General features: G+C 72.2%; 19 protein-coding genes. 14 read left to right on the top strand and 5 right to left on the bottom strand.

Annotation, left to right across the window (positions count from 1 at the left end; translation table 11 throughout):
- The first annotated feature begins 2 nt into the window (after positions 1-2).
- From KAK03_RS01145 to KAK03_RS01130, 4 genes are all read left to right on the top strand, one after another.
- Entirely contained in the window at positions 3-569 is a 567-nt protein-coding gene (locus tag KAK03_RS01145; protein ID WP_210851263.1) for a chromate transporter, read from the top strand.
- A 7-nt stretch (positions 570-576) separates the two neighbouring features.
- Positions 577-1158 carry a chromate transporter gene (locus KAK03_RS01140; protein WP_210851261.1) on the top strand — a complete coding sequence of 194 codons (582 nt, stop codon included), beginning with the start codon at positions 577-579 and terminating at the stop codon, positions 1156-1158.
- Positions 1159-1314: 156 nt separating this feature from the next.
- Positions 1315-2322, top strand: a complete 1008-nt coding sequence (locus KAK03_RS01135; protein WP_210851259.1) for a cytochrome-c peroxidase — start codon at positions 1315-1317, stop codon at positions 2320-2322.
- Positions 2319-5318: an EAL domain-containing protein gene (locus KAK03_RS01130; RefSeq protein ID WP_210851258.1), complete on the top strand. Its 3000-nt coding sequence runs from the start codon at positions 2319-2321 to the stop codon at positions 5316-5318. The genes KAK03_RS01135 and KAK03_RS01130 overlap by 4 nt, the downstream gene beginning before the upstream one ends.
- On the opposite strand, the gene KAK03_RS01125 is transcribed toward KAK03_RS01130, so the two are convergent.
- On the bottom strand, positions 5319-6059 hold the full coding sequence (locus tag KAK03_RS01125; protein ID WP_210851256.1) for a helix-turn-helix domain-containing protein: 741 nt from the start codon (positions 6057-6059) through the stop codon (positions 5319-5321). It abuts the gene before it with no gap.
- A 134-nt stretch (positions 6060-6193) separates the two neighbouring features.
- Between KAK03_RS01125 and KAK03_RS01120 the strand changes: the two genes are divergently transcribed.
- The 9 genes from KAK03_RS01120 to KAK03_RS01080 are packed head-to-tail and all read left to right on the top strand — an operon-like array spanning position 6194 to position 13090.
- Positions 6194-6613: a hypothetical protein gene (locus KAK03_RS01120; RefSeq protein WP_210851254.1), complete on the top strand. Its 420-nt coding sequence runs from the start codon at positions 6194-6196 to the stop codon at positions 6611-6613.
- Positions 6610-7404 carry a DUF2145 domain-containing protein gene (locus KAK03_RS01115; protein WP_210851252.1) on the top strand — a complete coding sequence of 265 codons (795 nt, stop codon included), beginning with the start codon at positions 6610-6612 and terminating at the stop codon, positions 7402-7404. The genes KAK03_RS01120 and KAK03_RS01115 overlap by 4 nt, the downstream gene beginning before the upstream one ends.
- Positions 7405-7448: 44 nt before the next feature.
- Positions 7449-9368, top strand: a complete 1920-nt coding sequence (locus KAK03_RS01110) for an MFS transporter (protein ID WP_310738431.1) — start codon at positions 7449-7451, stop codon at positions 9366-9368.
- Positions 9368-9616 carry a hypothetical protein gene (locus KAK03_RS01105; RefSeq protein ID WP_210851250.1) on the top strand — a complete coding sequence of 83 codons (249 nt, stop codon included), beginning with the start codon at positions 9368-9370 and terminating at the stop codon, positions 9614-9616. Before KAK03_RS01110 ends, KAK03_RS01105 begins: the two co-directional genes overlap by 1 nt.
- Positions 9613-10362, top strand: coding sequence for a prolipoprotein diacylglyceryl transferase (locus tag KAK03_RS01100; protein WP_210851248.1), 750 nt, complete (start codon positions 9613-9615; stop codon positions 10360-10362). Before KAK03_RS01105 ends, KAK03_RS01100 begins: the two co-directional genes overlap by 4 nt.
- An 8-nt stretch (positions 10363-10370) precedes the next feature.
- Entirely contained in the window at positions 10371-10925 is a 555-nt protein-coding gene (locus KAK03_RS01095; RefSeq protein ID WP_210851246.1) for a hypothetical protein, read from the top strand.
- Positions 10925-11365 carry a hypothetical protein gene (locus tag KAK03_RS01090; RefSeq protein WP_210851244.1) on the top strand — a complete coding sequence of 147 codons (441 nt, stop codon included), beginning with the start codon at positions 10925-10927 and terminating at the stop codon, positions 11363-11365. The genes KAK03_RS01095 and KAK03_RS01090 overlap by 1 nt, the downstream gene beginning before the upstream one ends.
- Before the next feature lie 7 nt (positions 11366-11372).
- Positions 11373-11627: a hypothetical protein gene (locus KAK03_RS01085; RefSeq protein ID WP_210851242.1), complete on the top strand. Its 255-nt coding sequence runs from the start codon at positions 11373-11375 to the stop codon at positions 11625-11627.
- Positions 11624-13090 (top strand): radical SAM protein, encoded by a 1467-nt coding sequence (locus KAK03_RS01080; RefSeq protein WP_210851239.1) that lies wholly within the window; start codon positions 11624-11626, stop codon positions 13088-13090. The genes KAK03_RS01085 and KAK03_RS01080 overlap by 4 nt, the downstream gene beginning before the upstream one ends.
- Before the next feature lie 3 nt (positions 13091-13093).
- Here the strand turns inward: KAK03_RS01080 and KAK03_RS01075 are convergent, their stop codons facing one another.
- Positions 13094-13588 carry a hypothetical protein gene (locus tag KAK03_RS01075; RefSeq protein ID WP_210851236.1) on the bottom strand — a complete coding sequence of 165 codons (495 nt, stop codon included), beginning with the start codon at positions 13586-13588 and terminating at the stop codon, positions 13094-13096.
- A 208-nt stretch (positions 13589-13796) separates the two neighbouring features.
- Between KAK03_RS01075 and KAK03_RS01070 the strand changes: the two genes are divergently transcribed.
- Entirely contained in the window at positions 13797-14249 is a 453-nt protein-coding gene (locus KAK03_RS01070) for a hypothetical protein (protein WP_210851234.1), read from the top strand.
- A gap of 37 nt (positions 14250-14286) precedes the next feature.
- Here KAK03_RS01070 and KAK03_RS01065 read toward each other — a convergent pair whose 3' ends face one another.
- From KAK03_RS01065 to KAK03_RS01055, 3 genes are all read right to left on the bottom strand, one after another.
- Positions 14287-16278, bottom strand: coding sequence for a hypothetical protein (locus KAK03_RS01065; protein ID WP_210851232.1), 1992 nt, complete (start codon positions 16276-16278; stop codon positions 14287-14289).
- 79 nt (positions 16279-16357) lie between these two features.
- On the bottom strand, positions 16358-17503 hold the full coding sequence (tgt, locus tag KAK03_RS01060) for a tRNA guanosine(34) transglycosylase Tgt (RefSeq protein WP_210851230.1): 1146 nt from the start codon (positions 17501-17503) through the stop codon (positions 16358-16360).
- Positions 17504-17530: 27 nt separating this feature from the next.
- On the bottom strand, positions 17531-18721 hold the full coding sequence (locus KAK03_RS01055; protein WP_210851228.1) for an ABC transporter permease: 1191 nt from the start codon (positions 18719-18721) through the stop codon (positions 17531-17533).
- Positions 18722-18726 lie beyond the last annotated feature (5 nt).

Below are 18726 nucleotides of genomic sequence, written 5' to 3'. Positions count from 1 at the left end.
CCATGAGCGGCCCGCTGCAACGCCCAGCCCACCTGGGCGAGTTGTTCCTGGTCTTTACCGGGCTGGCGCTGCAGGGCTTCGGCGGTGTGCTGGGCGTGGTGCACCGCGAACTGGTGGAGCGCCGCGCCTGGATGGATGAAGCCGGCTTTGCGGGTGACTGGGCCACCGCCCAGGTGCTGCCCGGCCCCAACGTCTGCAACCTGGCCCTGATGTACGGCTGGCGCCAGTTTGGCTGGCGCGGCGCGCTGAGCGCCCTGGGCGGTCTGCTGCTGGCCCCGACGCTGCTGCTGGTGTTGCTGGCCACCGCCTTGGCCCAGGTGGAGTCCTGGCCGGTGGTGAAGGGCGCGATCGCCGGGCTCTCGGCGTTGGCGGCGGGCCTGGTGGCCGGGGCCGGCCTGCGCCTGGCCGCGGGCCTGTCGGCTCACCCGCTGGGCCGCGCGCCGGCACTGGCGCTGGCCGCCCTGGCGCTGGCGACCCTGTTGCTGGGCCTGCCGATGGTGGGCGTGGTGCTGCTGGTCGGCCTGCCGGCCTGCGGGCTGACCTGGCGCTGCCTGCGCCCACCGCGCTGAGCTGCCGATGGCTGCACCCCTGGACCTGGGCCAGCTGTGGCTGATCCACCTGGGCTTGTCGCCGTTCACGATCGGCGGCGCGATGACCGTCGCCCCCGACCTGCACCGCCTGCTGGTCAGCGAGCAGGGCTGGCTCAGCGAAGCCGACTTCACCCGCAGCCTGACGCTGGCCCAGGCCGCCCCCGGGCCGAATGTGCTCTACGTGGCGCTGGCCGGCTGGCTGATCGGCTGGCAGCACGCCGGGGAGGGCCTGGCGGTGCAGGCCGGGCTGGCAGCGGCCGCCGCGGGCACCGCGCTGTTCGGGCTGCTGCTGCCCAGTTCTGTGTTGGCCTGCCTGGCGGCCCATCTGGCACAGCGCTGGCACGCGCATGCGCTGCTGCAGGCCTTTCGGCGCGGCATGGAGCCGGTGGTGGTGGCCGCGATGCTGGGCACGGCGGTGTTCATCGGCCGTGGCGCCGGGCTGGGCAGCGATACCCCGGTCGCCCTGGCCCTGGCGGCGGGCACCGCGCTGGCCGTGCTGCGCACGCGCTGGCCGGTGTGGGCACTGCTGGCGGCGGGGGCGCTGGCCGGCGCGCTGGGCGCGGTCTGAGCCAGCCCGCCGCGCGCGCGCAGACCGTGCGCATCGCACGGCGGACCCGCGCGCCGGCTGCCACGCGCCGCCACCTTTGACGACAGTCAAGCCCTCACGCGGCACTTCGGCCAACCATGGCGGCCCCGCCATCACTGGCGGGCGCCGAGTGTCGCCATGCCGTTCCGCCCTACCCTGATTGCTGCGCTGGTGCTGCTGTGCATCGGCCTGTGCATCGGCTGGATCCTCGGCGGCGAGGAACGCGAGGCGCCGCCCATGCCGCCACCCGGTCCCACGCCGGCCCTGCCCTTCCAGGCCCTGCAGCCGCTGCCGCCAGTGCCGGCGCTGCCGGCAGAGCGGGTGGCGCTGGGCGAGCGCCTGTTCCACGAGACCCGTCTGTCGCACGACAACAGTCTGTCCTGCGCCAGCTGCCATGACCTGGCCCATGGCGGCGCCGACGCCCGCCCGGTGTCACTGGGCGTGCGGGGTCAGCCCGGGCAGCGCAACGCGCCCACGGTGTTCAACGCCAGCCTGAACTTCGTGCAGTTCTGGGATGGCCGCGCCGGCTCACTGCGCGAGCAGGCCGCCGGGCCGGTGCACAACCCGGTGGAGATGGCCTCCAGCTGGCCCGAGGTCCTGGACAAGCTGCGCGCCGACGCCAGCTACCGCGAGGCCTTTGCCAGCGCCTATGGCGGGCCGCCCACGGCCGAGCACATCGTGGACGCGCTGGCCAGCTTCGAGGAGACCCTGCTGACGCCGGACAGCCCCCTGGACCGCTTCCTGCGCGGCGAGCCCGGGGCGCTCGATGCGCGCCAGCGCGCCGGGCTGCAGCGCTTCATCGAGCTGGGCTGTGTCAGTTGCCACCAGGGCGTGGGCATCGGCGGCAACATGTTCCAGCGCTTCGGGGTGATGGAGGCTCCGCCGCCCGCCGTCGCGCGCGACAGCGGACGCCAGGCCGTCACCGGCCGCGAGGCCGACCGCGGCGTCTTCAAGGTGCCCGGCCTGCGCAACGTGGCGCTGACCGCGCCCTACTTCCACGACGCCTCGGCGGCCACGCTGGAGGACGCGGTGCGCACCATGGCGCGGGTGCAGCTGGGACAGGACATGGCGGCGCAGGACGTGGACCTGATCGTCGCCTTCCTGCACGCGCTGACCGGCCGTTGGCAGGGACAGGCCCTGCAGTGAGCGGCACGACAGCGCCACGCTTTGGCGGGCCGGCAGGCCGCGGCTGGCGTGCGCGCGCCGGGATCGCGCTGCTGATGGCGCTGGCGGTGGGGCTGTTCGCGGTGCTGGAGCGCGGGGCCAGCGCGGTGCCGGCAGGGGTCCATGCCGCGTACTCGGAGCGGCTGCACGATGTGCGCAGCCTGAACGCCGCGGTCGACCGCGACCTGCTGGCAGCGCGCTGGCAACGCAACCGCCACTACGATGACCTGACCAGCCACACCGGCCAGCTCTCGCAACTGGCCGGGCAGCTCGCGCCGCCGCCGAGTTTCCTGCTGGACCGGGACGCACCGACGGTGGCCGCCGAGGCCGACGCGCTGGCTGCGGCGCTGATCGAGAAAGCCGATCTGGTCGACCAGTTCCGCCGCGAGAACGCGGTGCTGAGCAACTCGCTGAACTACCTGGACGCGCTGACGCGTGAGCTGCTCGACGGGCCCGCGGCCGAGCGCCTGAGCGCGACCCAGCGCGAGGCGATCGGGCGCTACGCCCGCCAGCTGAGTGCGGGCACGCTCGGCGCCGAACGCCACCCGCCGCCCCCGCTGACCCTGGACGGGTCCGGCGTCCTGGCCGAGCCGGTGGCCCAGTTGCGCCGCCACGGCGCGGTGCTGGTCGAGCGCGAGGCGCGCCTGGATGCGCTGGACCGGCAGTTGCTGGCCCTGGGCACCGACGCGCGCGTCGATGCGCTGGCCCACCACTACACCGCGGGCCACGCGCGCGCGGCGGCGCAGGCCACGCGCTACCGCCAGGCGCTGTCGGCGGTCAGCGTGCTGCTGGCCGGCGCGGTGGGCTGGCTGCTGTGGCACCTGGCGCGGGCGCGCCGCAGCCTGCAGCGCACCCATGCCGAGCTGGCCCGGCTGTACGACGCCCAGCTGGCCGCCCAGCAGTTGCTGACGCTGCACGCCACCGCCTTTCGCAACGCCCACGACGGCATCACGCTGACCGACGCGCAGGGCAACATCCTCGACGTCAACCCGGCCTTCACCCGCATCACCGGCTGGACGCGCGAGGAGGTGATCGGCCGCAACCCGCGCGTGCTGAAGTCGGGCTACCACGACGACGCGTTCTACCGCGCGATGTGGCGCTCGATCGCCGACACCGGACGCTGGTCGGGCGAGATCTGGAACCGCAACCGCGAGGGCGCGATCTACCCCGAGCTGCTGTCGATCGCCGCGGTGCGCGACGCCGAAGGCCAGACGCGCAACTTCGTCGCGGTGTTCGCCGACATCGGCCACCTCAAGCACCAGGAGCGCCAGCTCAAGCAGCTGGCCTATTTCGATGCGCTGACCGAGCTGCCCAACCGCAAGCTGCTGGCCGAGCGCCTGGGCCATGGCATCGCCCAGGCGCGCCACGGGGGTCGCCTGCTGGCGGTCTGCCTGCTCGACCTGGACGGCTTCAAGCCGATCAACGACCAGTGGGGCCACGAGGCCGGTGACCGCGTGCTGGTGGAGATCGGCCAGCGCCTGCTGCGCGCGGTGCGCGGCGGTGACACCGTGGCGCGCCTGGGCGGCGACGAGTTCGCGCTGCTGCTCAACGGCCTGGGCTCGGTGGACGAGGTCGAGGAGGTGCTGCGCCGCCTGATCGCCGTGGTGGCCCAGCCGCTGGCCGGCCTGCCGCAACCGACCACGGTGTCGGCCAGCGTCGGCGTGACCCTGTTCCCCGCCGACGACGAAGGCCCCGACACGCTGCTGCGCCACGCCGATCAGGCGATGTACCAGGCCAAGCAGGCCGGCAAGAACGGCTACCGCTTCTTCAACGCCGAGGAGGATCGCCACCAGCGCCACCGCCACGGCCATGTGGCGCGCCTGGCCGATGCGCTGCGCCAGGGCGAGCTGGTGCTGCATTACCAGCCGCAGGTGGACCTGCGCGCCGGCCGCGTGGTCGGCGCCGAGGCGCTGATCCGCTGGCAGCACCCGCAGCGCGGGCTGCTGGCGCCGGGCGATTTCCTGCCGCAGATCGACGACGCCGAGCTGATCGAGTCGGTCGGCGACTGGGTCATCGAGCAGGCGCTGAGCCAGCTCGATGCCTGGCACGCCGCCGGCCAGCGGCTGCCGGTGAGCGTCAACATCGCCGGCCGCCACCTGCAGCAGCGCGACTTCATCGACCGCCTGCAGGCGGCCCAGGCCCGGCACCCGGCAGTGGCCGGTCTGCTGGCGCTGGAGGTGCTGGAGACCACCGCGCTGGAGGACATCGTGCGCACCGCGCGGGTGATTGACGACTGCCGCGCGCTGGGCGTCAGCGTGGCGCTGGACGACTTCGGCGCCGGCTACTCCTCGCTGAGCTACCTCAAGCGCCTGCCGATCGAGCTGATCAAGATCGACCTGGGCTTCGTGCGCGAGCTGCCCACCGACCTGGACAACCTGATCATCGTGCGCGGCGTGATCGAGCTGGCGCGCGCCTTCGGCCGCCAGGTGCTGGCCGAGGGCATTGAATCGGCGCTGCACGGCCGCATGCTGCTGCAGCTCGACGGCGACCTGGCGCAGGGCCACGGCATCGCCCGCGCGATGCCGGCCGGCGACTGGCTGCCCTGGCTGGCCGCCTGGCGGCCCGACCCGTCCTGGCAGGCGGTGGCGCCGCTGCACTGGAGCGACACCGACCGGCAGCTGCTCACTGCCGAGATCCAGCTGCGCGCCTGGGTGGAGCAGGTGCAGCGCGCGGTGCTGGAACAGCGGCCGATCCCGCACCAGCATTTCGGCGACCCCACCCGCTGCGCCTTCGGCACCTGGTTCGAGGCCGATGGCCGGCTGCGCTACGCGGCACACGGGGCCACCGCCCGGATCGACGCCCTGCATCGCCAGCTGCACCGCGAGGTGGACCAGCTCGACGGCCTGTGGCGCGAAGGCCGGCATGCGGCGATGCGCGCCGGCCTGTCGGCGCTGCTGGCGGTGCAGGACGAGCTGGCCGCCGCGCTGCTGTCGCTGCAGCTCGCGGTGGGGCGCCCGCGCGAGGACGCGCGCCCCTGATCAGACGCCGCTGCGCCGCAGCTCGCGAAAGGCGCCGAACAGCCAGCTGCGCAGGCCGATCAGCAGCGTGCAGGCCTGCTTCTGGTCGGGTGGCAGCTTCTGGTCGGCCAGGTGCTGCTGGGCAAAGTCCTGGGCCAGGCGCTGCAGGCGGTCGTTGTACGAAGCCACCAGCGCCGGGCGGATCTGGCCGTGGACCAGCGTCAGCAGCTCGCCCTCGCCGTCAAAACCGCCGCCGAAGAAGTCGCCCACCACCTGCTCGCGGAAGAAGGCCATCACCGGACCGTGCGGCCGCCAGCGAAAGGCCTTGGCCAGCTTCAGCCGGTAGCGGTTGTGCGGCCGCAGCTCGATGATGCCCAGGCGGTCCAGCTGGGCCAGCAGCGCGATGCCCTCGGTCTCGCTCAGGCGGTAGTGCGCCACCACCTGCTCCAGCGTCCACTGGCTCTGGCAGCACACCGCCATCAGCAGCAGCTTGCGGTCGGCCACCACGGCGCGCTCCTGCTCCAGCGTCAGCTCGTGGCGCTCGGGCTGGGCGGCGGCCACGCGGCGGCTGAGCTCGGTGAAGTCGGTCTTCAGCACCTCGCAGATCGCATCGATGCGGGCCAGTGGCATGTCGCCGCGGGCGAACATGCGCTTGACGCTGGATTCGGCCAGGCCCAGCTCACGCGCCAGCGCGGCGTAGGTCCAGCCGGCGGCCTTCAGCTCGGCCTTCATCACCTGGATCAGGGCCTGGGTGGTCGACATGGCCGAAGTATCACCAAACGATACCGCCAGGGTCAAGCGACGGCACACGGCATTGATTCAAGCCACTCCTGGCCGCCCTCGCGCCAAGATGAAGCCCTGTTCAACAACGGACCCGACCCCCTCGGGACCCCACCATGGCCCGTCGCCCTCTGCGGCCCCTGCTGCCGCTGACCCTGGCCCTGCTGACCGTGCTGTCGGCCACCCCGGTGCGCGCCCACCGCGGCGGCCCGTCCGAGGCCTCGGCGGCACTGTCGGCGCTGCCGGTGCTGACCCTGGTGGGCGCGCCGCTGCTGCTGTCGGTGGGCACCGGCGTGCTGCTGGTGAAGGCCGTGGAGGTGACCGCCGAGGGCAGCGTGTGGGTGCTCGAGCGCAGCGCCGATGGCGCGCGCATCGTGCTGACCGCCGCCGGCGCCAGCGCGCTGGCGGTGGGCCAGGCGCTGACGCTGGTGGCGGTCGAGGCTGGCTGGCTGCTGGTGGACGGCAGCCGCGCCGTGGCGGTGCTGCCCGATGCGGCGCACGCCCGCCTGTTCCACCACCAGCCGCTGTCGCGATGAGCGCCCTCTGGCGCACCGCTGCGCTGGTCGTCGCGCTGCTGACAGCACCCACCGCCCTGGCGGGCCGCCCCTGCACGTCCGAGCCGCCCACGGTGGCCGAGGTCCAGCAGGGCCTGGCCCTGGCCGTGCGCACCGAGGCCGCGCTGCAGGCCAGCGGCGCCAGCGTGGTCCTGCTGGCCCGCGCCGGCCAGGACCTCAGCGCCTACCGCCTGCGCTGGTCGCACATGGGCTGGGCCTACCGGCAGACCGATGCCAGCGGCCAGACGAGCTGGCGCGTGGTGCACAAGCTCAACCACTGCGGCAGCGACCAGGCCCAGGTCTATGGCCAGGGTCTGGCCGAGTTCTTCCTGGACCGGCCGTGGCGCTACGAGGCCGCGTACCTGGTGCCCACGCCGGAGCTGCAGGCCCGCCTGCTGCCGCTGCTGCAGGACGATGCGCGCGTGCTGCGCTGGCACGAGCCGCGCTACAACATGCTGGCCTACCCCTGGGCCACGCGCTACCAGCAGAGCAACCAGTGGGCGATCGAAACCCTGGCCGGCGCCGCCGACGAGGGCGCCAGCGACCGCCCGCGCGCCCAGGCCTGGCTGCAGTTGCGCGGCTTCACGCCGACGGTGCTGCACCTGGGCCCGCTGACCCGCCTGGGCGCGCGCGCCACCCGCGCCAACATCGCCTTCGACGACCACCCCAACGACAAGCGCTTCGCCGACCGCATCGAGACCACCACCGTCGACGCCGTTGTCGACTGGCTGCAGATCGCCCATCTGGGGGGCCCGGTGCAGACCGTTCGCTGACCACCAAGCCGCTACAGTCCAGACACCCTCAGGAGGAGCCCCGCGTGAGCGCCCAGCCGCACCCCAACCAGTTCGCCCTGCTGCGCCAGCGCCGCTTTGCGCCCTTCTTCTGGACGCAATTCCTGGGCGCCGCGAATGACAACGTCTTCAAGTTCGCCTTCACGATGCTGGTGACCTACCGCATCGAGGTGGCCTGGCTGCCCCCCGAGCTGGCAGGCCTGGTGATCGGCGCGGTCTTCATCCTGCCCTTCCTGCTGTTCTCGGCCACCTCGGGGCAGCTGGCCGACAAGTACGACAAGGCGCGCCTGGCGCAGCTGGTCAAGAGCCTGGAGATCGCCATCATGGTGGCGGCGATGGTGGGGCTGCACCTGCAATGGCCATCGCTGCTGCTGGGCTGCATCTTCGGCCTGGGCCTGCACAGCACGCTGTTCGGCCCGGTCAAGTACGCCTACCTGCCGCAGCACCTGGACGAGCGCGAGATCACCGGCGGCAACGGCATGGTCGAGATGGGCACCTTCGTGGCCATCCTGCTGGGCAATGTGGTGGGCGGCGTGCTGATCGCGCTCCCCGACGGCTGGTGGCTCACCGGCGCCGAGGCGGTGGCCTGGACGGCGCTGACACTGGCGGTCATCGGCCGCGCGGTGGCGCAGCGCATCCCGCCCACGCCGTCCACCTCGCCGAACCTGGTCATCAACTGGAACCCGGTCACCGAGACCTGGCGCAACCTGCGGCTGGCGCACGGCAACCTGGTGGTCTTCCGCTCGCTGCTGGGCATCTCGTGGATGTGGTTCTTCGGCGCGGTCTTCCTGGGCCAGTTCCCCAGCTTCGCCAAGGACGTGCTGCATGGCGACGAGCACGTGGCCTCGCTGCTGCTGGTGGTGTTCTCGGTGGGCGTGGGCCTGGGCTCGCTGATGTGCGAGACCTTCAGCCGCCGCCATGTGGAGATCGGCCTGGTGCCGCTGGGCGCGATCGGCATGAGCGTGTTCGCCGCCGACCTGTGGTGGGCCGCGTCGCAGGTGCCCGCCAGCGATCGCCTGGGGCTGGGCGCCTTCCTGGGGGTGGGCGCGAACTGGCGCGTGCTGGCCGATCTGTTCGCGCTGTCGTTCAGCGCCGGCCTGTACAGCGTGCCGATGTACGCGCTGATCCAGCTGCGCTCGCCGGCCAGCCACCGCGCGCGCATCATCGCCGCCAACAACATCCTCAACGCGATCTTCATGATCGTCAGCGCCGTTGGCGCCGGCATGCTGCTGAAGGCGGGTTTCAGCATCCCGCAGGTCTTCGGCCTGCTGGCGCTGGCGAATGCGCTGGTGGCGGCCTATGTGTTCCTGCTGGTGCCCGAGTACCTGCTGCGTTTCGTGGCCTGGGTGCTGAGCCACTTCATCTACCGCTTCCGCGTGCAGGGCGACGAGCACATCCCGGCCCAGGGCCCGGCGATCCTGGCCTGCAACCACGTGAGCTTCATCGACGCGGTGCTGCTGATGGCCGCCAGCCCGCGGCCGATCCGCTTCCTGATGGACCACCGCATCTTCCAGGTGCCGGTGCTGGGCTGGCTGTTCCGCCTGGCCAAGGCCATCCCGGTGGCGCCGCGCGGCGAAGACCCGGCGGCCTATGAAGCCGCGCTGGCCGCGGCCGACCAGGTGCTGGCCGAGGGCGACCTGCTGGGCATCTTCCCCGAAGGCGGCATCACCCGCGACGGCCAGCTGCAGCCCTTCAAGGGTGGTATCGCGAAGATCCTGGAGCGCCGCGCGGTGCCGGTGGTGCCGATGGCGCTGACCAACCTGTGGGGCTCGTTCTTCTCGCGCGTGGAAGGCGGCACCGCGATGGTCAAGCCGCTGCGCCGTGGGCTGTTCAACCAGGTGGGATTGAAGATCGGCCCCGCCATGGCTGCGGGTGAGGTCACGCCGCAGACCGTGCAGACCAGCGTCGCGCGCCTGCTGGACCCTACTTCGTCCATGGGGGCGTGATGTTCGGCTTGATCAAGTTCTTCTGGTACTTGCTGCTGATTGTGGCCACGTGCGGCTTCGGGCTGTGCGGGGCGACATGGGTGGGCATCGGGATCCGCGACCTGTTGCGAGGCCACACCGGTGGTGAATTGGGTGGCGCCTGGGCAGCTCTCAGCTTCGGATCGATCGCTTTGGGCCTGGCCTGGGGTGCCTACAAGTTCGCCACGGTTTTCAACGACTCGGACCATGACGACACGGATGCCCCATGATCACTGACCTCGTGGTGGCTCATGCGACCCACGCGCTGTTCGAGTACGGCGGCATCGCGCTGGGCGTGGCGCTGTACCGGCGCGCCCGGCAGCGCAGCGGCCTGTCGGCGCTCACCGCATCGGGCAGCTTCGCGCTGTTCACCGGCCTGCTGCTGGGCGCCGCCATCGGCAACAAGGGGGTGTTCGCGATCGAGCGGCCCGACCTGATCGCCGCCTGGTGGGCCGGCGGGCCGCTGGTGCTGGGGCAGTCGATCGTCGGCGGCCTGCTGGGCGGTCTGCTGGGCATTGAAGCCGCGAAGGCGCTGACCGGCCAACGGGCCTCCACCGGCGACCTGATGGTCACGCCCCTCATCGCTGGCCTGGTGCTGGGCCGCGTGGGCTGCTTCCTGGCCGGCCTGCACGACGACACCTACGGCCTGCCGACCACGCTGCCCTGGGGGGTGGACCAGGGCGACGGCGTGCCGCGCCATCCCAGCGCGCTTTATGAGATCGGCTTCCTCGTGCTGCTGGGCACGCTGCTGCACCGCGGGCAGGCGCGCTGGGCGGCCGTGCCGGGCCTGCGCTTCAAGCTCTTCCTCAGCGCCTACCTGCTGTGGCGCTTGATCGGAGACAGCCTGAAGCCGGTGCGCGTCGAGTACGCTGGCGGCCTCTCGGGCATCCAGTGGGTGTGCCTGGTCGCCCTGATGGCCTATGCCCCACTGCTGGCGCGTGCCTGGCGCCGGCACCCCAGCGCGCTCACCGCCTGAAGACCACGATGGCTTACCTTGCGTTTGTGCTGATGGCCCTGGCCATCTGGTTCCTGCGCCGCGCGCAGGCCGATCCGACGATGCTGTCGGGCCCTGGGCGGACATGGCAGTGGCTCGCCCGGGCGCTGCTCGCGTTGGTGGTGGCGCAGGCACTGTTTGCGCTGGCGATGCTGGGCTGGCAGTTGGCCACCCATCCGGACATCCAGACCTGGACCCCGATGCTGCTGTTCACCCAGTTGCCGGGCCTGCTGATCTCGGGTGTGGCGGGCTGGACGCTGTGGCAGGACCTGCGTTTCCAGAGCCGTGGCGGCCCGCAGCCCAGGCCAGGGGCCCCGGCCCGCCCACTGACCCGCCTGTGGCGCGGCCTGGTGGTGGTGACACTGGTCGTGCTCATGGCCGGCTTCGGCCTGTGCGGCAGCTGGGGAGTGATGGAAGGCATCATCATCCTGCAGAGCGGCGGTGACGCTGCCGGGTTGGCGATCGGACTGGGGTCCGTGGGCCTGCTCATTGCCGGGGCGCTGGCCCGCCAGTTGTTCAAGACCTCGCCCGCGGAGGACCGCTGATGAGCCTGCTGATCGGATTCCTGCTGAACCCCCTGGTCATCCTGCTGCTGGTCATCGGCGCCGTGGTCTACCTGCGGCGTGCCCGGCCGGGTGAGCGGTCGGGAGAGCGCTTCCTGCGCGGTCTGTGGCTGACGCTGCTGGTGCTCAGCACCGCCGGCTTTGGCCTGTGCGGCGGCTTCGGGGTGGTGGCTGGGCTGGTCTCGGTGACCGAGGGCGGCGAAAGCGGCGCCTATGGCGCCATGTTCCTGGCTGTGGGTGGCGTGGGCGTGGCCATCGCCGCGCTGACCGGCTGGCTGCTACGGCGGGCGCTGCGCGCCGATCGGCAACTGTCCGCAGCGCCCGAGCCGGACGATGTCGATCTGTCCCCGTTCTCGCCCGCCGCGCCACCCCCCGCCACGCCGCCGTCCCCCCGCGACAACGGACAGGACGGCCCATCCTGAGCCCCCGATGAACTCTCCCGCCCCCACGAACGGCCTGTGGCCGGTGATCCTGCTGCTGCGGTTGGCCATGGCGTTCCTGCTGCTGTGTGGCCTCCCGGCCGTGGTCTTCGGCCTGGGTGCCGCGCTGGGCGGTCCGCCGGGCCACCGTGACGAGTTCGGCGAATCGCTGGCGCTGACCGGCCTGCTCAGCCTGGTCCTGGCAGCGGCCTGCCAATGGGCCGTGCGCGCCTGCCAACGGGCCCAGCACAGGACAGGCGCATGAGCCGCAAGACCCGCCCCTGGCTGTTCTACGACACCACCAGCTCGGTCTGCACCACCTGCCTGCGGCCGGTGGAGGCGAAGATCGTGCTGAAGGACGACCAGGTCTTCATGGACAAGTGGTGCCCGGCGCACGGCACCGAGCGCGTGCTGGTGAGCGACGACGCCGCCTACTACCGGCTGTGCCGCGAGGTGTATGTGAAGGCACCGGAGATGCCCGAGCGCTTCGCCACCCCGATGCAATACGGCTGCCCGTTCGATTGCGGCCTGTGTCCCGACCACATGCAGCACAGCTGCCTGACCATCGTCGAGCTGACCGACCACTGCAACCTGCGCTGCCCCACCTGCTACGCCGGCAGCGGGCCTGAGCGGCTCACCCACCGCAGCTTCGACGAGGTGCTGGCCATGCTCGACGCCGCCGTGGCCAGCGAGGGCGAGCCCGACGTGGTGCAGCTCAGCGGCGGCGAGCCCACGCTGCACCCGCGCTTCTGGGACATCCTGGACGCGGCCAAGGCGCGGCCGATCCGCCACCTGATGCTCAACACCAACGGCATCCGCATCGCGCAGGAGCCGGGCTTTGCCGAGAGGCTGGCGGGCTACGCGCCGGGCTTCGAGGTCTACCTGCAGTTCGACTCCCTGCGCCGCGAGGCCTTGATGGACCTGCGCGGCGCCGACCTGCGCCGCGTGCGCGACGACGCGCTGCGCGCGCTGGACGCGGCCGGCGTGTCGACCACGCTGGTGGTCACCGTCAAGCGAGGGATCAACGACGACGAGATCGGCGAGATCATCCGCCACGCCCAGGGCTGGCCCTGCGTGCGCGGCGTGACGCTGCAGCCGGTGCAGGACGCCGGCCGCTGTGACGGCTATGACCCGGCCCAGCACCGCCTGACGGTCAGCGAGCTGCGCCGGCGCATCGTCGACCAAAGCGGCGTGTTCACCGCCGAGGACGTGGTGCCCGTGCCCTGCAACCCCGACACGCTGGCCATGGCCTACGCGATCCGCACGCCCGGTGGCGGCCTGCAGCCGCTGACGCGCTTCCTGGACCCCACCACGCTGGTCGAGGCCAGCCGCAACACCATCGTCTTCGAGCGCGACGAGTCGCTCAAGTCCCAGGTCTTCAAGCTCTTCAGCACGAATCACTCACCTGAATCGCAGGCGAGTTGCCTGAGCGAGCTGATGTGCTGCCTGCCGCAGATCGCCGCGCCCGAGGGGCTGGACTACCGCAGCGTCTTTCGCGTGCTGATCGTGCAGTTCATGGACGCGCGCTCGCTGGACATCCGCGCGCTGAAGAAGAGCTGCATCCACATGGCCCTGCCCGACGGCCGCATGGTGCCCTTCGAGAGCCACAACCTGTTCTACCGTGACGGACAGCAGGCACTGCTGGCGCAGATCAGGGGCGAGCTGGCGGCGCAGCGGGCGCAGCGCGAGCGCGTGGCGCCGCAACCGATCCACCGGGTGGACCGCTGAACCTCAGCGGCGCCACAGCGTACGCAGGCGCGCCTTCAGTGCCTGGGCCGCGCGCCAGGCGGCGCTGGCATGGACCCAGGCCAGCAGCTCGGCCTTCCAGCGGCTCCAGCGCCCGTAAATCCGAGCGAACCAGTCCAGGCGCATCAACGCGTCATGGGTCAGCGTGAACAGCCGCGCGACGATCGCCGTGCCCACCAGCTTGGCGATGACGATCACCGTCAGCCCCAGCAGCGCATGGCCCTGGCGGATCGCCCACAGCGCGGCCAGCTTGATCGGCAGCAGGGCCAGCGCCGGCAGCGCGAACAGCGCCAGCGCAGCGTAGGGCGGCAGCCGGCGCACCCAGGCCTCGATCCAGCGAAAGCCCGGCCAGCGGCCGATCGCCGCCACCACCCGTTGCAGCGGCTCCCAGCCCCATTCCTCGAACAGGATCAGCAGCGCCAGCAGCCATTTGAGCGGGGCCAGCAGGCCCTGGCGCAGACGCGCCGTCCAAGTGTGCATGGCCCGATTCTGACCACACCGCGCAGCGACCAGCGCAGCGTGCGACGTTTTGCCGCCGCAAAAGCGCCATCGGTCCTAGGGAGCGACGAGTTGCGCACTAGGGATGTGTTTGCTCAGCGTCCGCGAGCCCAATGCCACAGGCGCCGGGGCCACCCCACAGAGACTGCCCGGGCCGTCCTCCCCAACCACCACCCGCCAGGAGAACCCCATGCGCATCATTCGTTCGCTCGCCGTGCTGAGCCTTGCCGCCGCCGCTGCCGCGACCTTCGCCGCCACGCCGAACGCCGGCAAGGCGGGCGCCGCCCGCATCAAGGACGCCGCCACTGCGGCCACCTATACCACCAAGGCCAAGGTGGCCTTGTACTACTCGCCGAGCTTTGGTGGCGTGATCCACTCCAAGGGCATCGCCGCCGTCAGCACCCCCTCCACCGGCATCCACTGCATCACCCCGTCGATCGCCGTGGACCTGACGAAGGTGACCCCGCAGGTCACCGTCGACTGGAATCTGTCGTCGGGCTTTGCGCTGCTGGCCTACACCAAGGACACGTCGGCCTTCACCGACTGCCCGGCCGGCGACCTGGAAGTCACGACCTATGACTTCAACGCCGGCGGCACGCCGGTGCTGAGCAACGTCGTGGCGTTCAACTTCGTTCTGGAGTGACGCCTGCGGGGCGGCGCCAGCCGCCCCGTGGCCCGTGTCAGGGCGCGATGGCGTCGGTCCGCAGGGCCGCCTGCAGCGCGTCCAGCCAGGCCGCCAGCGCGGCACCGCGCAGCAGCGCATGCGCCGGCACAGCCGGCAAGCCGGGCCAGCCCGGCACGCGCAAGACACGCACCGGCACCTCGCGCTCGCCGCGGGGCACGCGCACGCGCGCCAGGCGCGTGTGCCGCAAGGTCTCGTCCGTGGCGCCGTCGAGCAGGATCACCACCGGCCGGTGCGGGTGGGTGGCCAGGCGTGGCGCGTCCACGTCATCGGCCAGCACCAGCACGCGCGGGCCGTCGGCATCGCGCCACAAGCGCAGCGCCGCATCGGCCTCGTCACCGGCCGGCAGCGCCTGCGCGGGCAGGTACTCCCCTTGCAGCACCTCGGTGAGCGGCGCCACCAGGTCGGCATCGGCGGTGAAGACCAGCACCCGCTGCGCGCCGTCGACCAGCGCGCGCTGCACCGCGGGAACCAGCGCGCCGATGGCGGCCGCGCGGGCCAGTTGCTCGCAGGCACGGCGTTGGCGCAGCAGGGTCAGCTGATCGCTGTCGGACAGGAAGCCGCTGCGCTGCCAGCGCGCCAGGCCCTCGCGCATGGCGGCGAGCAGATCGCCGAGTTGAGCGGCCTCGTCCTCGCTGGGCGACACCGCTTCCTCGTGCACCGACCAGGCCGGCCATTGATCGGCCACGTCGGCGAAGCGCCGGCGCAGCAGCAGCGGCGCCAGCGCGCGCTCGTCGCGCTGCGCCTGCCAGGTGGCGACGGCGCCGGTGGCGGTGCGGTCCAGCGCGTCCAGCCAGTCGGCGGCGGCGGGATCGTCCAGCAGCGTGGGCGAGGCCAGCAGCCACAGCCAGGTCGTGGTGGGCAGCGCCGCCAGCGGCGGCAGGCCGGCGCGGGCGTCGATCAGCAGCACATCGGCGGCGGTGGCCTCGAGCGCCGGCTCCGTGCCCAGCAGCGCGGCCCAGCCGGCCACGGCCTCGGCCGGGGCCTGCAGCGCCAGACGCTGCGCGCCGAAGTGGCGCTGCACCAGTTGCCAGGCCAGCGCCAGCTGCTGCTCGGGCGCCAGCGCGGGCTCGTCGGCCAGCGCGCAGTGGCCCACGCAGGCGGCGTAGAACGCGCCCTCGCGCTGGCAGGCGCGCAGGCCGGCGGCGGCCGGCAGGTCCACCGCGTCCAGGCCGTGCGGGTAGAGCGCCGAGAGGTGGTCGATGCGCTGCTGCAGGTCACCGCGGCGCGCCAGCAGGGCCCAGACCGGCTCGTCCACCTCGACACGGCCGCCCAGCTCGCCCAGCAGGCGGGTCAGGGCGTCGGCATCGGGCAGGCGCAGCACGCCGTCCTCGTCCTGCCAGCGGGCCAGGCGCTGCAGGGTGTCGTCCGAGGTGTCGCGGCCGGCGGTGAACACCGGAGCGCGGCCGTCGCGCAGCGTGATCGTGGCGCGGATCGGCAGCGCGGGGGTGGGCTCGGGCGTGGGCTCCGTGGTGGGCTCTGCGGGCGTCTCGGGCAGGCTGTCCGGCGCTGGGCTCACGGTGGCGTCCGGCATTGCGGCCGGCGCCGGGGCGGGCGGCAACGCTGCCGGGTCTTCGCTGGCAATGGCCGGCACGGGCGCCGACTTGGCGGGTGCGGCAGGGCGCTTGCGCGTGCGCGGCGGGCGCGCCGGCGCGGGATCGGCGGCAGGCGCATCGGCCGCGACCGGTGGGGGCTCCGCAGCGTCGGGCTCGGTGGCCACGGTCGGCAAGACCGGCTCGGCGGCAGGCACGGTGGCCACGGAGCGGCGGCGGCGCGTGGGCGCCTTCGGGGCCGGGGTGGCCTCGATGGACGCCGCCGCAGGCGCGTCCGCCAGGACGGCGCTGGCCACGGGGGCGTCGGCCGCCGCCGCCTTCTTGCGGGGCGTGGTGCTGGTGCAGGTGCTGGTGCGCCGTCGTGGGGTCTTGGCGGGCGCCTCGGGGGCGGCGGTGTCCAGGGTGGCGGAGGGGTCGGAAGTGTCAGGGGTCGCCATCGGGCGTGCAGCAGGCAATCACGGCGCAGTGCGGGCCTGCGCCGTCAGTGGAGTGAAAAGGAGGGAGGAAGAGAGCGCGTCAGACGCCGCGCGCGCGGTCGGCGGCGAACTGGCGGCGGAAGCTGGCGAAGGTGCCGGCGTCCAGCGCCTCGCGCACCTCGCGCATCAGGTTCAGGTAGTAGTGCAGGTTGTGGATCGTGGCCAGCATCGGCCCGAGCATCTCGCCGCAGCGGTCCAGGTGGTGCAGGTAGGCGCGGCTGAAGCCGCCGTTGCTACCGTCGCCGGTGCAGGCATAGCAGCCGCAGGTCTCGTCGATCGGCCGGTGGTCGGTCTTGTGGCGGGCGTTGCGGATCTTCAGGTCGCCGAAGCGGGTGAACAGGTGGCCGTTGCGCGCATTGCGGGTGGGCATCACGCAGTCGAACATGTCGACACCGCAGGCCACGCCTTCCACCAGGTCCTCGGGCGTGCCCACGCCCATCAGGTAGCGCGGCTTGTGCGCCGGCAGCCGGTGCGGCGTGTGCGCCATGATGCGCAGCATGTCCTCCTTGGGCTCGCCGACGCTGACGCCGCCGATCGCGTAGCCGGGCAGGTCCATCTCGACCAGCGCCTGCAGCGATTCCTCGCGCAGGTGTTCGAACATGCCGCCCTGGACGATGCCGAACAGTGCATTGGGGTTGTTCAGGCGCTCGAACTCGGTGATGCAGCGCCGGGCCCAGCGCCGGCTCAGCTCCATCGAGAAGCGGGCTTCCTTCTCGGTGGTCAGGTGGCCCTTGGTCTCATACGGCGTGCACTCGTCGAACTGCATGACGATGTCGGAGTTCAGCACCGTCTGGATCTGCATGCTGACCTCGGGGGTCAGGAACAGCCGGTCGCCGTTGACCGGCGAGGCGAACTTCACGCCCTCCTCGCTGATCTTGCGCATCTCGCCCAGCGACCACACCTGGAAGCCGCCCGAGTCGGTCAGGATGGGCTTGTCCCAGCGCTCGAAGCCGTGCAGCCCGCCGAAGCTGGCCATGATGTCCAGCCCCGGGCGCATCCACAGGTGGAAGGTGTTGCCCAGGATGATCTGCGCGCCCATGTCGTGCAGCGAGCGCGGCAGCACGCCCTTGACGGTCCCGTAGGTGCCCACGGGCATGAAGATCGGCGTCTCGACGACGCCGTGGTTGAGCGTGAGCCGGCCACGGCGCGCGTGGCCGTCGGTCTTCAGCAGATCAAAACGGAGCATGGGCGCGATTGTCGCCCAGCGGGGGTGTCAGGCCGCGCGCAGGCAGTCGACGATGCGCAGCCGCGCCGCGCGCCACGCGGGGATGAAGCCGCCGGCCACGCCCATGGCCAGCGCGAACAGCAGCGTGGCGACGATGATGCCCGGTGTCATCCGGAACTCGAAGGCCAGCTCGGCAAAGGTCTGGAAGTTGGTGGTGCTGATGCGCACCGCCTGCATGCCGCTGGCCGCCAGCAGGCCCAGCACGCCGCCCACCAGCGACAGCAGCAGGCTCTCCAGCAGGAAGGCGATCAGCACCGCGCGGCGCCGGAAGCCCAGCGCGCGCAGCGTGCCGATCTCGCCGGTGCGCTGCGCCACCGCGGCGAACATGGTGATCATCGCGCCGACCACCGCCCCGATGCTGAAGATCACCGACAGCGCCGTGCCCAGCACGTTGATGAACTTGGCCAGCGCCTCGCTCTGCTCCTCGTAGAAGCGGGTCTCGACCTTGGCATCCACCGTCAGGCGCGGGTCGGCGGCGATCGCCGCCTGCACCGCCGCCGCACCGGTCGGGCCGTCGGTCAGGCGCATCACCACGGTGGAGAAGGCGTTGCGGCGAAAGCTCTGCATCATCAGCTCGACATCGCCCCAGATCTCGGAGTCGAAGCCGGTGCGGCTGGCATCGAAGATGCCCACGATGCGCCACTCGCGGCCACCGAAGCGCAGCGTCTGGCCCAGGTCGGCGCCCATGAAGCCCTCGGCCACCGCGCGGCCCACCACCACCTCGGCGGTGCCGGGGCGGAACATCCGGCCCTGGATCAGCTGCACCTGGGGCCGCAGCGCCAGTCCGGCGACCGAGGTGCCGCGCATCGACACATTGCTGGGCTTGCCGTTGCTGCGCTTGGCCAGGCTGTTGAGCACCACCGTCTCCTTGCTCAGGATCGGGCGGCCGCCGTCGCCGCGGGCCACGCCGGGCAGGGTCTCGAGCAGCGCGGCCTGGACGCGGTCGATGCCGCTGTTGATCTCGGCGCCCGAGCCCTTGCGCAGCACCAGCAGGTTGTCGGGCTGGCCGGTGGCCACCAGGGTGGCGCGAATGCCCTCGCTCATCATCTGCACCGTGGCGAAGGTGTAGATCACCAGCGCCATGCCGGCCGCGGTGAGCGCGGTCGTGACGCGCCGCACCCACAGGTTGCGGGCGATGTAGCCCAGCGGGATGGCGCGCGGTCGTTTCACCAGGGACATGGCCG

It is taken from the genome of Ideonella alba, from assembly GCF_018069845.1.
Lineage (GTDB): Bacteria > Pseudomonadota > Gammaproteobacteria > Burkholderiales > Burkholderiaceae_C > Ideonella > Ideonella alba.
This window is presented reverse-complemented; position numbering and strand designations above follow the sequence as displayed.

Bases quoted from the DNA above. Each gene is read 5' to 3' on its own strand.
- KAK03_RS01145 (WP_210851263.1), top strand. From the start codon at position 3: ATGAGCGGCCCGCTGCAACGCCCAGCCCACCTGGGCGAGTTGTTCCTG.
- KAK03_RS01140 (WP_210851261.1), top strand. From the start codon at position 577: ATGGCTGCACCCCTGGACCTGGGCCAGCTGTGGCTGATCCACCTGGGC.
- KAK03_RS01135 (WP_210851259.1), top strand. From the start codon at position 1,315: ATGCCGTTCCGCCCTACCCTGATTGCTGCGCTGGTGCTGCTGTGCATC.
- KAK03_RS01125 (WP_210851256.1), bottom strand. From the start codon at position 6,059: ATGTCGACCACCCAGGCCCTGATCCAGGTGATGAAGGCCGAGCTGAAG.
- KAK03_RS01120 (WP_210851254.1), top strand. From the start codon at position 6,194: ATGGCCCGTCGCCCTCTGCGGCCCCTGCTGCCGCTGACCCTGGCCCTG.
- KAK03_RS01115 (WP_210851252.1), top strand. From the start codon at position 6,610: ATGAGCGCCCTCTGGCGCACCGCTGCGCTGGTCGTCGCGCTGCTGACA.
- KAK03_RS01105 (WP_210851250.1), top strand. From the start codon at position 9,368: ATGTTCGGCTTGATCAAGTTCTTCTGGTACTTGCTGCTGATTGTGGCC.
- KAK03_RS01100 (WP_210851248.1), top strand. From the start codon at position 9,613: ATGATCACTGACCTCGTGGTGGCTCATGCGACCCACGCGCTGTTCGAG.
- KAK03_RS01095 (WP_210851246.1), top strand. From the start codon at position 10,371: ATGGCTTACCTTGCGTTTGTGCTGATGGCCCTGGCCATCTGGTTCCTG.
- KAK03_RS01090 (WP_210851244.1), top strand. From the start codon at position 10,925: ATGAGCCTGCTGATCGGATTCCTGCTGAACCCCCTGGTCATCCTGCTG.
- KAK03_RS01085 (WP_210851242.1), top strand. From the start codon at position 11,373: ATGAACTCTCCCGCCCCCACGAACGGCCTGTGGCCGGTGATCCTGCTG.
- KAK03_RS01080 (WP_210851239.1), top strand. From the start codon at position 11,624: ATGAGCCGCAAGACCCGCCCCTGGCTGTTCTACGACACCACCAGCTCG.
- KAK03_RS01075 (WP_210851236.1), bottom strand. From the start codon at position 13,588: ATGCACACTTGGACGGCGCGTCTGCGCCAGGGCCTGCTGGCCCCGCTC.
- KAK03_RS01070 (WP_210851234.1), top strand. From the start codon at position 13,797: ATGCGCATCATTCGTTCGCTCGCCGTGCTGAGCCTTGCCGCCGCCGCT.
- KAK03_RS01065 (WP_210851232.1), bottom strand. From the start codon at position 16,278: ATGGCGACCCCTGACACTTCCGACCCCTCCGCCACCCTGGACACCGCC.
- tgt (WP_210851230.1), bottom strand. From the start codon at position 17,503: ATGCTCCGTTTTGATCTGCTGAAGACCGACGGCCACGCGCGCCGTGGC.
- KAK03_RS01055 (WP_210851228.1), bottom strand. From the start codon at position 18,721: ATGTCCCTGGTGAAACGACCGCGCGCCATCCCGCTGGGCTACATCGCC.